The organism is Azonexus hydrophilus DSM 23864 (genome assembly GCF_000429605.1).
Taxonomy (GTDB): domain Bacteria; phylum Pseudomonadota; class Gammaproteobacteria; order Burkholderiales; family Rhodocyclaceae; genus Azonexus; species Azonexus hydrophilus.
This window is the reverse complement of sequence record NZ_AUCE01000017.1, coordinates 137,398-150,352: the sequence shown is the minus strand read 5'-3', so window position 1 is coordinate 150,352 and position 12,955 is coordinate 137,398. Positions and strand designations below refer to the sequence as shown.

Below are 12,955 nucleotides of genomic sequence, written 5' to 3'. Positions count from 1 at the left end.
TCGCCGGGCGGCTTTTTTGCGTCTGCGCGCTGAAACGACAGGCGTAAAAAAACCCGCAGACTGGCTGCGGGTTGTGTTGCCTGGTGTTTTGCTTACAGCTTCTGGGCCTGCATGTAGCTGTCGAAACCGGCTTCGGCGAAGCGGAACCACTGGTGCTGCTCGCGGCGGAAAGCCTCGTAGTCGGCGTAGATCTTCTTCCAGTTCGGGTTCTTTGCCGACAGTTCGGCGTAGTGCTCCTGCGAGTACTTGAAGGCGGCGTCCATGACGTCCTTCGGCAGGCGGAACAGCTTGGTGCCGCTGGCGACCAGTTCCTTCAGTGCGGTCGGGTTGCGGGCGTCGTACTTGGCCTGCATGTCGACGTGGGCGAAGGCCGAAGCGCACTCGATGATCGCCTTGTATTCGGCGGACAGCGAATTGTAGGCCTTGTCGCTGACGTACAGCGTCAGCTGCGGGCCGCCTTCCCACCAGGCCGGGTAGGCATAGTAGCCGGCAACCTTGTTCAGGCCGAGCTTCTGGTCATCGTACGGTCCGATCCATTCGGTCGCGTCGATCGTGCCCTTTTCCAGCGACTGGTAGATTTCACCGGCCGGGATGTTTTGCGGCACACCGCCGATGCCAGCGAGGATGCGACCGCCGAAGCCGCCGATGCGCATCTTCAGGCCGTTCATGTCGGCCAGCGACTTGATTTCCTTGCGGTACCAGCCGCCCATCTGGGCACCGGTGTTGCCCATCGGGAAGTTGACGATGTTGTACTGGGCGTAGAGTTCGCGCAGCAGCTTCAGGCCGTTGCCCTGGAACATCCAGGCCGTGGTCTGGCGGGAGTTGAGACCGAACGGGATGGTGCAGTCCATCGCGAAGCTCTCGTCCTTGCCGAAGAAGTAGTACGGCGCGGTGTGGGCGCATTCGACGGTGCCCTGCTGAACGGCGTCGAGGACGCCGAACGGCGGAACCAGCTCGCCGCCCGGGTGGATCGAGATTTCGAACTTGCCGCCGGACAGTTCCTTGACCTTGGCGGAGAAGGTTTCAGCCGCGCCGTAGATGGTGTCGAGCGATTTCGGGAAGCTGGATGCCAGGCGCCAGCGGATGGTTTCGCCGCCGGTGACGACGGCCGGTGCGGCCGGGGCGGCAGTTTGTGCTTCTTCTTTCTTGCCGCAGCCACTCAGTAGCAGGCCGGCGCCGGCAGCGGCGCCAAGCGAAGCGGTGGTCAGGAACTTGCGTCTTTCCATGAAGGGTCTCCTCGGTTTTGATGCCCTGCAGACGCAGGGCGGATTGATGCAGCGTCTATCGAAGCGAATCGATAGACGCCATGGTCAGCCCATTTGCTTCAATACCGAATTAGGAGATTCCCTAATCGCCGTGCCGCGTCTTTAGTTGCTGTGATAAGCGGTGACACGGTCGACTTCGGTTTTCGAACCGAGAATCACCGGGACGCGCTGGTGCAGATGCGCCGGTGCGATGTCGAGAATGCGCTGGTGGCCGGTGGTGGCGGCGCCACCGGCCTGCTCGACGAGGAAGGCCATCGGGTTGGCTTCGTACATCAGGCGCAGCTTGCCGCCCTGGGCGCGAACCTTCTCGTCCATCGGATACATGAAGATGCCGCCGCGGGTCATGATGCGATGCACGTCGGCGACCATCGAGGCGACCCAGCGCATGTTGTAGTCCTTGCCCAGCGGACCGTTCTTGCCGGCGACCATCTCGTCGACATAGCGCTTGACCGGCGCTTCCCAGAAGCGCTGGTTCGACATGTTGATGGCGAATTCCTTGGTTTCGGCCGGAATCTGTACATCTTCCTGGGTGAGCACGAACTGGCCCTGCTCGCGGTCCAGGGTGAATACCGCGACGCCGTCGCCGACGGTCAGTACCAGCAAGGTCGTCGGACCATAGACCGCGTAGCCGGCGGCAACCTGCGCGGTGCCGGGTTGCAGGAAAGCCTGTTCGGCCGCTTCCGCAGAAGACAGGTCGGCGCCATCCGGGCACTTGAGGACCGAGAAGATGGTGCCGATCGAGACATTGACGTCGATGTTCGACGAGCCGTCGAGCGGATCGAAGGTCAGCAGGTACTCGCCCTTGGGGAAACGGTGCGGCACCAGGTGCGGCAGGTCCATTTCCTCGGAGGCCATGGCGGCGAGGTGACCGCCCCATTCGTTGGCTTCGAGCAGGATTTCATTGGACAGCACGTCGAGCTTCTTCTGTGCTTCGCCCTGGATGTTGTCGCTGCCGGCTTCGCCGAGGACGCCGCCGAGGCCGCCCTTGCCGATGGCAATCGAGATGGCCTGGCAGGCGCGCGAAACGACCTCGATCAGGAACTTGAGATTGGCCGGAATGCGGCCCTTGTTGCGATGCTCTTCGGTCAGATAGCGAGCCAGCGTGCGCTGTGCCATGGGAACTCCGGACGGGAAGTAAAAACCGGAATTTTACTCCGCCCCGGCGTTGGCGTGCAGGAAGGCGAAAGCGGCACCGCCGGTCAGCGGCTTGCTGAACAGGTAGCCCTGTACCTCGTCGCAGCCGTTGCTGCGCAGCAATTCAAGCTGGTCGGGCGTTTCCACGCCTTCGGCGATGACGTTGAGGCCGAGCGAATGGGCCAGCGCGATGGTGCCGAAAGCGATCGCCCGGTCGTTGAGGTCGTGCTCGATGTCGCGGACGAAGGAGCGGTCGATCTTCAAGTGGTCGATGGGGAAGAGCTTCAGGTAGGCGAGCGAGGAATAGCCGGTGCCGAAATCGTCGATGGCCAGGCTGACGCCCATGCGGCCCAGACGTTCGAGGATGAGAATGGCTTCCTGCGGGTTTTCCATCACCGAGCTTTCGGTGATTTCCAGTTCCAGCAATTCGGCCGGCAGGCCGGATTCGGCCAGCGCGCCGGCGACGGTTTCGCAGAAGTCGCGGCGGCGCAACTGGCGGGCCGAGACGTTGACGGCCACGCGCACCGGCTTGAGGCCGCTGTCGATCCAGTGCTTCATCTCGCGGCAGGCGGTATGCATGACCCAGTCGCCGATCTCGACGATCATTCCGGTTTCCTCGGCGACCGGGATGAAGCGGTCGGGCGGGATCATGCCGTCGCTCGGGTGGTGCCAGCGGAGCAGGGCCTCGACGCCGGTCGGATGCTTGCCGTCCGACCCGAACTGCGGCTGGTACACCAGCGCCAGTTCGTTGCGGCTGATGGCGTGGCGAAGCTTGCGTTCGATGTCGAGACGTTCGGTCGCCTGCTGGTTCATGTCAGCGGCAAAGAACTGGTAGTTGTTCCGGCCGGCCGCCTTGGCGTGGTACATCGCGGTGTCGGCATTTCTCAGGATGCTGTCGCCGTCCGGGCCGTCGTCCGGAAACAGGCTGATGCCGATCGACGGGCTGGTGTGCAGTTCATGGCCCTCGGCTTCGATCGGGGTGCTCAGTGCATTGATGATCTTGCTGGCGACCAGCGCCGCGTCGGCCGGGTTGTTGATGCCGGGCAGGATGACGACGAATTCGTCGCCGCCGAGACGGGCCACGAAATCGGTTTCGCGGACGACGTTGGACAGCCGGCAGGCCACTTCGCGCAGCAGTTCGTCGCCGACCTGGTGACCGAGTGTGTCGTTGATGATCTTGAAGCGGTCGAGGTCGATGAACATGATCCCGACCTTCCACTCGTGGCGGCGGGCTTCCGGCAGCAGCTGCGCCAGGCGCATGAGCAGCGACAGACGGTTGGGCAGGCCGGTCAGCGAATCATGCTGGGCGATGTGCTGCATCCGCGCTTCGGCTTCCTTGCGCTCGGTGATGTCGGCGAAGATCCAGATGTAGTGTCGGGGCAGGCCGCCGTTGTTTTCCTCGACGCGGTTGGTGCGCAGGCTGGCCGGGAAACTCTGGCCGTCGTGGCGCTGCATCGAGACTTCGCCGCGCCAGGTGCCGTGCAGGGCCAGTGTGGCCTGCAGTTGATCCTGCTTCCAGTCGGCTTCGGCGAGCACCAGGTCGAGTATCGAGGTGCCGAGCAGTTCGTCGGCGTTGCGCCCGGTCATGCTTGACGCTGCCGGGTTGAGCGACAGCACGCGGAAATTCTCGTCGGTGACGATGATGCCGGCCGGGGTGTGGTTGAAGACGACCTGGGCCAGTTGTTCGCGCTCGGCACTGGTGCGTCGCTCGGTGACGTTGGTGTAGATGGTGACCAGGCTGTTGTCGTCCAGCGGTACGCCGCGCACGTCGATGGTCTGGCCGTTCGGCCGGGTGCGCTCGAAGTGGTGGGCGACCGGGTGGCGGGCGCGGGCCATCAGTGAGCGAACGATCTGTTCCGGGTCACCGGGGCCGTATTCGCCGCGTTCGGCGTTGAAGCGGAAAATCCGCTCCATGGTCACCGGCGGGTTCTCGAACAGGCTGTCCGGCAGTTCCAGCAGCTTGGTGAATTCCTGGTTGTGCAGCAGCAGTTTCTGGTTGCTGTCGAACAGCGTGACGGCGCAGGGAATGGCCTCGATCACCGTTTCCAGCAGCGCGTGCTGGTGCCGCAGTTGCTCTTCCGCCGATTTGCGCTCGGTGATGTCGGTGTAGGTGGTGATGAATCCGGCCAGTTGGCCGTTGATCCGCAGGGGCTCGCCATGGACCAGGTGGGTCCGTCCGTTCGGCCGCGTCCGTTCGAAACGGTGCGGCTGGAATTTCAGAGCCAGCTCGGTGATCCGACGGACATGGGCTTCCGGGTCGCCGACGCCGTACTCGCCGCGCATCGCCGGGATACGGATGAGGTCGGAAAAACTGACGCCGTCGACGACGATTTCCGGTGGCAGACCGACGATCTCTACGAAGCCCGCGTTCCAGACGCGCAGCTTGAGATTTTCGTCGAAGACGCTGATCCCTTGCGGCATGCTCGACACCACGGCCTGCAGATAGGTCAGCCGTAGTTTTGAGTTGTCGGCAGTCGAGAGGATGTCGTCGATGTTCAAGGCCGGATCAGTCGAGTCAAGGTAATGGTGGATGATAACCCAAGGTGACCCAGTGGCTGGCTCAGGTATTGCGCCATTTGATCGAACAGCCGATCGATGCGGTCTGTTGCTGCGGACCCTGGCTGCCGGTGGCGATCATGCGCATGGCATCGAACAGTTCGCGCGGCGCGTCCGCCGGTCCGGGGTTGCGCCCGGAAGCGTCGAGCCGGCCGCGGTACTGGAGTTCCAGGTTGGCGTTGTAACCGAAGAAGTCCGGTGTGCACACGGCGCCGTAAGCTCGTGCCACTGACTGGTCGGCATCGAGCAGGTAAGGGAAGGGGAAAGCCAGTTCCTCGGCCCAGCGTTTCATGTTGGGAAAAGCGTCGTCCGGGTAAGCCTCGGTGTCGTTGCTCATGATCGCCACGCTGCCGATGCCGTGTCCGGCGAGCTCGCGACAATCGCGGATGAGTCGGTCGATGATCGCCTGGACGTAGGGGCAGTGGTTGCAGATGAACATCACCAGCAGGCCGTTCGGGCCGCGGCAGTCGGTCAGGCGGTAATGCCGGCCGTCAGTGGCCGGCAGCAGGAATTCGGGGGCCGGCTGACCAAAATCGCAGACCGGCGGATTGAGTGCGACCACGATGCTCCCTTCGACAACGCGTTTCGCCGCATAATAGCACCGATGAATCTGCCCCGTTTCTATTGTCGGGAGGCCCTTTCGCCGGGCGCCCATATCGAACTGCCCGAGCCGGTGGCGCGCCACGCCGTGCGTGTTTTGCGCCTGCCGCCGGGGGCGCCGATGGTGTTGTTCGACGGTCGTGGCGGCGAGTATCCCGCCCACATCGAACGCATCGAGAAGGACAAGGTCTTTGCCGAACTGGCCGCCTGGCGCGAGGTCGAGCGCGAGTCGCCGCTGGCGGTGACGCTGGTGCAGGCGCTGCAGGCCGGCGACAAGATGGATTTCACCATCCAGAAAGCGGTCGAACTGGGCGTGCGCGACATCGTGCCGGTCGAGAGCCGGCGCAGTGTCCTGAAGCTGGCCGGCGACCGCGCGGCCAAGCGCGTTGCCCATTGGCAGGGCGTTGCCGCTTCGGCCTGCGAGCAGTGCGGGCGTAACCAGGTGCCGCTGGTGGCGCCGCTGGAAAGACTGGATCAATGGCTGGCCCGGCCGGCCGACGGCGTGCTGCGCCTGATGCTGGCGCCGGATGCCGAAGAAACGCTGGCCGGCATCGTGCCGGCCAGCCAGGTACAACTGCTGATCGGTGCCGAAGGGGGGCTCGATCCGCAGGAAGTGATTGCCGCACGGCAATCGGGTTTCCGGGCGGTGCGCCTGGGACCGCGCGTGTTGCGCACGGAAACGGCCGGGCTGGCCGCGTTGGCCGCCCTGCAGGTGTTGTGGGGTGACTTCAGGGGGGAGTGAAGATGTTCGAATCGGCAGAGCTGGGACACAAGATCGACAAGGAAACCTTCCGGAAGGAGGTGCCGAAACTGCGCGCCGCCTTGCTCGACGTTCAGTACGATGTCCTGCAGAAAAAGGAGTTTCCGGTCGTCATCCTGATTTCCGGGGTTGATGGCAGCGGCAAGGGGGAGACCATCAACCTCCTGTATTCGTGGATGGACCCGCGACACATCTCGACGCTGGCCTTTTCCGAGCCGAGCGACGAGGAAGCCGCCCGCCCGGTCATGTGGCGTTACTGGCGTGCCCTGCCGGCCAAAGGCAAGGTCGGCATCTTCGCCGGTTCCTGGTACTCGCAGCCGATTGCCGACCGCATCACCGGCAACATGCGCCGCGCCGAACTCGACGAGCGCCTCGACGACATCAACCGTTTCGAGGCGATGCTGGTCAACGAGGGCGCGCTGGTGCTCAAGTTCTGGTTCCACCTGTCCAAGGACGCCCAGAAGCAACGCCTGAAGGCGCTGGAAAAGGACCCGCGCACGGCCTGGCGGGTGACCAAGGAAAGTTACGACCGGCTGAAGACTTACGACAAGCTGCAGGAAGTGGCCGGCCATGTGCTGCGCGTGACCAACACCGCCAAGGCGCCATGGATCATTGTCGAGGGCACCGATGACGCCTACCGCTCGCTGACCGTCGGTCGCATCGTTCTCGACGCCATGAAGCGCCGCCTGCAGCAGTCGGTGCCGCAGGTGCCGGTGGCACCGCCCATTGTCCAGGCGATCGATGGCCGGAACGTGCTCAGCGAACTCGACCTGACGCAGAAGCTGGCCAAGAAGGATTACGAAAGCCAGTTGGCCAAATACCAGTCGCGCCTGTCGGAACTGGTCCGCGATCCGCGTTTCACTGGCAAGCATTCGCTGGTGCTGGTCTTCGAGGGGTCGGATGCCGCCGGTAAAGGCGGCAGCATCCGCCGGCTCGGGGCAGCGATGGACGCGCGTCAGTACCAGATCATTCCGATTGCCGCGCCGACCGAGGAAGAGCGCGCCCAGCCCTACTTGTGGCGTTTCTGGCGCCATCTGCCGCGTACCGGCCGGGTGGCGATCTTCGACCGCTCCTGGTACGGCCGGGTGCTGGTCGAGCGGGTCGAGGGTTTCTGCAGCGAGGCCGACTGGTTGCGCGCCTACGCCGAAATCAACGACTTCGAGCATCAAATGGCCGGCGCCGGTTGCATCGTGATCAAGTTCTGGCTGCAGATTTCTGCCGAAGAGCAGTTGCGCCGCTTCAAGGAGCGCGAGGATACCGAATTCAAGCGCTTCAAGATCACCGACGAGGACTGGCGCAACCGCGAGAAGTGGGATGCCTATGTCGATGCCGTGTGCGACATGGTGGAACGGACCTCGACCGGGCTGGCGCCGTGGACGCTGGTCGAGGCCAACGACAAGAATTTTGCCCGCGTGAAGGTCCTCAAGACCGTCTGCGAGCGTATCGAAGCCGCCCTGGATGGCGAGGGGAAAAAGAAGAGCTGATATGAGCGAAAATTCCTACGACGAAAACTTCGTCGCCTGGTTCCGGGCGGTCACGCCCTACATCAATGCCTTTCGCGGCAAGACCTTCGTCATTGCCTTCGGTGGCAAGGCGATTGCCAGCGAGTTCATCAAGACCCTGGCTTACGATGTCAATCTGCTGGCCAGCCTGGGCATCCGGCTGGTACTGGTGCATGGTGCGCGACCGCAGATCGAGGAAGAGCTGCGCGAGAAGAACCTCGAATCGAAGTACCACCGCGGCTACCGCATCACCGATGCCGATACGCTCGATTGTGTGCTCGACGCGGTCGGCAGCGTCTATCTCGAAATCGAGGCCATGCTGTCGCAGGGTTTGCCGAATACGCCAATGGCCAACAGCCGGATCCGCGTGATCGGCGGCAATTTCATCACCGGCCAGCCGATCGGCGTGCTCGACGGCATCGACATGCATTACGCCGGCAAGGTGCGCAAGGTCGATAGCGAAGGCATCAATGCCCAGCTCGGCCTGGGCAACATCGTCCTGCTCAACTGCGAGGGGCCGTCGCCGACTGGCGAGATATTCAACCTGCAGATGGAAGAAGTTGCGGAAGGTGTCGCCGTCGCGCTCAAGGCCGACAAACTGGTGTACCTGACCGACAGTGCCGGTGTTACCGACCGTGCCGGCGAACTGCTCGACGCAGTGACCGCCGACGAAGCCTCGCAGTTGCTGCGCGATGCCGACTGGCTGACTTCGGACATGATGCGCTACCTGCCCTGTACCGTCCGCGCCAGCCGCTCCGGCGTCGGTCGCGTGCACCTCATTGGCTATGCCCAGGACGGCGCGCTGCTGCGCGAACTGTTTACCCATGACGGCGTCGGTACCGTGATCACCCGCGAATCGCTGGAAAATATCCGCGAAGCCAAGCCAGACGATATCGCCGCGCTGATCGCGCTGATCGAGCCGATGGAGCAGGAAGGCATCCTCGTGCACCGCCCGCGCGAACTGCTCGAACGCGAGATCGAACGTTTCTCGATCATGCTGCACGACGGCATCATCGTCGGTTGCGCCGCCCTCTATCCGCACAGCGAAGAGGAGGCCGAACTGGCCTGCCTGGCCGTCAACCCGGATCACCGCGAGTGGGGTTACGGCGAGCAACTGATGGAACGCATCTTCCGCCGCGCCAAGAAATCCGGCATCAAGCGCCTGTTCGTGCTGACTACCCGCACCGAGCACTGGTTCGTCGAGCGCGGCTTCAAGCTCGGAACGGTCGATGATCTGCCGGCGGCAAAAAAGGAGATGTACAACTATCAGCGGCGGTCAAAGGTGCTGTTCAAAACCCTTTGATGTGCCTTTGCTTTGTTTTTCAGGTTGTTTCATAACAAGTCACACTGAATCGGATTTGCCAATAAACCCCGGATTTCCGGGGATTTTTTTGCCTGCTTTTTATGCTTTTGGTTTCGGGGTGTTGCGTAACGCGGCATGACAGCGCATAATTTTTAGTAGCTGTTTTAGTTGCTTTTCGTGATTTCTGTTGGCTTGTTTAGTAGCTGATTATTTTCCTAGTAGCTTTTTGGGGCGGTGGCATGGGTAGGCTGAGCGAAGAGCAGCTTCTTGAATGGATCGAAGATGGTAGGCCGGTCGCCGGGAGAAGCGACGGGGTAGGCTTGACGTTTACCTTGTCGGCAGCAGGAACGGCGGCATGGGTGTTGCGCTACAGCCTGGGTGGTGAGAGAAAAGAACTGACCCTTGGTCGATACCCAGAAATGAGCCTGGCAAAAGCCCGTGACAGGGTAGATGCGGAGCGCCGGCAGATTGCTAGTGGTTGCGATGTTGCTGCAGAAAAAACAGCGGCTAGACGTGTCTCTCGTCTTGGCGCCCTGGGGCGCAAATTATCGACTTGCGAATCTGAACTTGAATCCATCTCAAACCGCTTGGCAGCGGTTCGCTTGGAACTCCAGAAAGAGATAGCGAAATGGGAAAGCTGACAGACGTTGAATTGCGGAACTGGATCAAGGCCGGCAAGCCGGTGGCAAAGACCGATGGTGATGGCCTGACCTTCACCTTGTCCGCCAAGGGCACAGCGGCATGGACACTGCGTTACAGCTTTGGGGGCAAACAGAAGGAATTGACACTTGGTCGTTACCCCGACCTAGGGCTGTCAAAAGCTCGCGAGATCGCAGCAGAAAAACGCACATTGGCCCGGCTGGGCACCGATGTGGCTAAAGAAAAGCAAGCGCAGAAGGAAGCGGCGAAGCGAGCGGCAGAGTTGGCGAAGTTGGCGCCAGAGTTGGCAAAGGTCGGCACGGTTAAGGCACTATATGAAGATTTCTACGATCGGCAAATCAAGGACCGCCGGCAACACCCAGAACAGGTGGCCGGCGTCTTCGCCTTACACATCCTGCCCAAGCTGGGACACAAGCAGGTTGCCGATGTGAAGCCGGCCGACATTGACGCCATGCTTCGCCCCCTGTCGGATCGCGGTGTATTCCGAACCGCTGCCAAGGCGCTGCAACTGACCAAGGCGCTGTTCAACTACGCGATGAAGCGGCATATCGTCGAGTCGAACCCAGCCGCCCCCTTCAACTGGACGGATGTGGGCGGCGAGGTGGGACCGCGTAGCCGGGTGTTGTCCAAGGCCGAACTGGTCAAGTTCTTCAAGGCCATGCAGGACACCCCGAACTTCCCGCCCCACTCGGCGGCAGCGCTCAAGCTGCTACTGGCGCTGGCGGTGCGGAAGATGGAACTGCTTACCGCAACCTGGGACCAGTTCGACCTTGGCGCTGGAGAGTGGCACTTACCAGCCGACCAGACCAAGACAGACGCAGCAATCCGCATTCCCCTGTCGCCCTGGGTGATCGAGATATTGAATGACCAGCAGACCAGGCAGCACAAGAACAACCCCTATGTCTTTCCGGTGCAGCGCCTGGCTCCTGGCAAGACTACCCGGTACATGGGAGAGACAACGCTGAATCATGCTCTGTACATGCTGCAGTCTGACCTTGACCCCTTCACCGTCCATGATCTGCGTCGCACCGCCCGCACCCACCTTGCCGCCCTGGGTGTTGCCCCCCACATCGCCGAGCTATGCCTGAATCACAAGGTCAAGGGAATCGAAGCTGTCTATAACGTCCATGACCATTTCGAGGAAAGACGTGCCGCCTTGTTCGCCCTGTCTGACCTGCTGGCCCAGTGTGAAGCCGGCAAAGCTGACCAGGTGATCCCCATCAAATCGAGGAGGCGCAGCGCATGAAAAACACACCGCTTTCTTTTCCTCCCCTGATTTTTCACTGGGACAAGTGGGACAACTGGGACAAATCGCCGAAAGCCTTGCCAATAGGAAATTTGGCGTTTTCATTCTGCATATTTTAAGTGGGACAGCACTGGGACACGGTGGGACAACTCAGTATCAGAACGTGTCAGGACGGAAAAAGCACCGCGCAAAGGTATCTGCCGGGTACCCCGTCCGGGCCGGGATTTCGACTTGCACAAAAGGGATGAAAAAATGTCCCAGCGTATTGAATTCAGGCAACCGAATCAGCGCCGTGAAGATTGGCGTGTGCTGTTGAATGGTCGGACGGTTGGTAGCGTCTGGCGGGCTGGTGAAGGGCGCTACCTGGCGAATTGCACGCATCAGGAAGAGGCGCCGGACTAGGCCAAGGCGTTCAAGCTGGCGCGCAAGCAGTTGAAGTGCATCACCGTCGCCTGACGGCTTCAGGTAATCGAGGCGGACCGCCGGGGCGTTGCAGCGTCCCAGCGATCCCGGCTATGACCAATTGAAAGGAAAGAACAATGACCAAGAAAGATGAAAAAAGCGTCCCGGCAACTGTAATCAATGAACCGCTTGTTAAGCAGGCGCATTTCATTCTGATGGAGATATCCAGCATCGCGGGATCGATGCAGCAGCTATTGATTGACGCAACCCCTGGCGATGAAGAGATTGACGATAGGAGGCGCGCCGCAAATATTCGGGCGTGCGAGACATTGACGGGGGTTGTTGGTTATTTGTCTGACCTGGCACAAGAAAAAATCGGCGGCATTGCCGAAAGGGAAGGGGCTGATGATTGGTTGCTCAGTCCCATGTATCAAGCGTGGAAGCACGAACCCGAACAATTCGCCCATTTGCGTCTTGCAGCTCGTGGCGCTGCGTGACAGGGTATTTTCTCGCGTAGGTTTCAAGCAATTGAAGCGGACCACCTGGCCGTTGCAGCGTCCCGGTGGTCCTGACCACAAATCACTGAAAGGAAGTGAATGATGGCTGTCCAGAATACTACCCCAGCGAGTGCGCCCCCTGCTGCCAAGCGTCGGGGTCGCCCCCCAAAAATCCGGGCGCAGGAGGTTGCGCCGCCGTCCTGCATCGAGCGCCTGGAGCCGGGCGCGCGGCGTGCTGTTGAGCGGGCAATCAGGGCGCTCGAAGAAAGCGCGGTGTATCGAACCGAACCCATGAACAACCCCGGCGCTGCCGGCCTATATCTCAAGTTGCGATTGGCTGCCCTGGAGCATGAAGAGTTTCACGTTCTTTGGCTGGATGCGCAGCACCGCCTGATTGTTGCTGAGGCCATGTTTTCCGGGACGCTGACACAGGCATCCGTCTATCCCCGCGAAATCGTCAAGGCGGCATTGCGACACAACGCGGCAGCGTGCATCCTGGCCCACAATCACCCGTCTGGCATCCCGGAGCCGTCCCGCGCTGACGAATTGCTTACAGGCAGCATCACGCGCGCCCTGGCGCTGGTTGATGTGAGGGTCTTGGATCACTTCATCGTTGCCGGTACGGCTGAGCCATTGTCGTTTGCCTCGCGTGGTTTGCTCTGAAAGTGCTTGCTTTTCATCAAGCAACCTATAAAAATCATAGGTAATGAATAGGCCAACACCCTACCGGCTGAACGACGCCAACGCCCTGAAGCTATTGCGAGAGGTCGCCGCTGATTCCGCGCGCGTCGTGCTGTTGCCGCATGCACGGCAGCGCATGAAGCAAAGGCAGGTGACTTTGCCTCAGGTGCTGGAAGTTCTGCGAAAGGGCAGGCTGACAGAGCCGGCGGCGCTGGATATTCATGGCAACTGGAAGGTAACGGTCAAGGCGCTGACATGCGGCCAGTCGGTGACGGTGGCCGGGGCGATTGAAATGCAGAAGGAACCCGGAAAGCGGGTGCTGGTTATCACGCTGTTTGGGAGTGATTGA

12 protein-coding genes are annotated in these 12,955 nt (G+C 61.4%); 8 read left to right on the top strand and 4 right to left on the bottom strand.

Translation table 11 applies throughout. The features are described from left to right. Nucleotides 1–92 precede the first annotated feature (92 nt). The 4 genes from G471_RS0109875 to G471_RS0109860 form a co-directional block, all read right to left on the bottom strand. Nucleotides 93–1,226 carry a TRAP transporter substrate-binding protein gene (locus G471_RS0109875; protein ID WP_028995205.1) on the bottom strand — a complete coding sequence of 378 codons (1,134 nt, stop codon included), beginning with the start codon at nt 1,224–1,226 and terminating at the stop codon, nt 93–95. Nucleotides 1,227–1,367: 141 nt separating this feature from the next. Then, nucleotides 1,368–2,381, bottom strand: a complete 1,014-nt coding sequence (locus tag G471_RS0109870) for a class 1 fructose-bisphosphatase (RefSeq protein ID WP_028995204.1) — start codon at nt 2,379–2,381, stop codon at nt 1,368–1,370. 33 nt (nt 2,382–2,414) lie between these two features. Next, nucleotides 2,415–4,898 carry an EAL domain-containing protein gene (locus G471_RS0109865; protein WP_028995203.1) on the bottom strand — a complete coding sequence of 828 codons (2,484 nt, stop codon included), beginning with the start codon at nt 4,896–4,898 and terminating at the stop codon, nt 2,415–2,417. A 61-nt stretch (nt 4,899–4,959) separates the two neighbouring features. Further along, nucleotides 4,960–5,517, bottom strand: coding sequence for a thioredoxin family protein (locus tag G471_RS0109860; RefSeq protein ID WP_028995202.1), 558 nt, complete (start codon nt 5,515–5,517; stop codon nt 4,960–4,962). A gap of 42 nt (nt 5,518–5,559) precedes the next feature. Between G471_RS0109860 and G471_RS0109855 the strand changes: the two genes are divergently transcribed. The 8 genes from G471_RS0109855 to G471_RS0109825 all read left to right on the top strand — a co-directional run bounded on the left by G471_RS0109855 (nt 5,560) and on the right by G471_RS0109825 (nt 12,955). Continuing rightward, nucleotides 5,560–6,297, top strand: coding sequence for a 16S rRNA (uracil(1498)-N(3))-methyltransferase (locus G471_RS0109855; RefSeq protein WP_028995201.1), 738 nt, complete (start codon nt 5,560–5,562; stop codon nt 6,295–6,297). A gap of 2 nt (nt 6,298–6,299) precedes the next feature. Then, nucleotides 6,300–7,799 carry a polyphosphate:AMP phosphotransferase gene (gene pap, locus G471_RS0109850; protein WP_028995200.1) on the top strand — a complete coding sequence of 500 codons (1,500 nt, stop codon included), beginning with the start codon at nt 6,300–6,302 and terminating at the stop codon, nt 7,797–7,799. A 1-nt stretch (nt 7,800) separates the two neighbouring features. Further along, the gene (gene argA, locus G471_RS0109845; RefSeq protein WP_028995199.1) at nt 7,801–9,120 is read left to right on the top strand and encodes an amino-acid N-acetyltransferase; all 1,320 of its coding nucleotides are present in this window, start codon (nt 7,801–7,803) and stop codon (nt 9,118–9,120) included. Between the two features lie 239 nt (nt 9,121–9,359). After that, complete coding sequence (locus G471_RS18770; protein ID WP_081700205.1) at nt 9,360–9,761, top strand: Arm DNA-binding domain-containing protein; 402 nt, start codon at nt 9,360–9,362, stop codon at nt 9,759–9,761. Then, nucleotides 9,749–11,026, top strand: coding sequence for a tyrosine-type recombinase/integrase (locus tag G471_RS0109840; RefSeq protein ID WP_028995198.1), 1,278 nt, complete (start codon nt 9,749–9,751; stop codon nt 11,024–11,026). The genes G471_RS18770 and G471_RS0109840 overlap by 13 nt, the downstream gene beginning before the upstream one ends. Nucleotides 11,027–11,565: 539 nt before the next feature. Continuing rightward, nucleotides 11,566–11,925: a hypothetical protein gene (locus G471_RS0109835; RefSeq protein ID WP_028995197.1), complete on the top strand. Its 360-nt coding sequence runs from the start codon at nt 11,566–11,568 to the stop codon at nt 11,923–11,925. 99 nt (nt 11,926–12,024) lie between these two features. Further along, nucleotides 12,025–12,588, top strand: a complete 564-nt coding sequence (locus tag G471_RS19510; protein WP_051295421.1) for a JAB domain-containing protein — start codon at nt 12,025–12,027, stop codon at nt 12,586–12,588. Nucleotides 12,589–12,631: 43 nt separating this feature from the next. Then, the gene (locus tag G471_RS0109825; protein WP_028995196.1) at nt 12,632–12,955 is read left to right on the top strand and encodes a DUF4258 domain-containing protein; all 324 of its coding nucleotides are present in this window, start codon (nt 12,632–12,634) and stop codon (nt 12,953–12,955) included.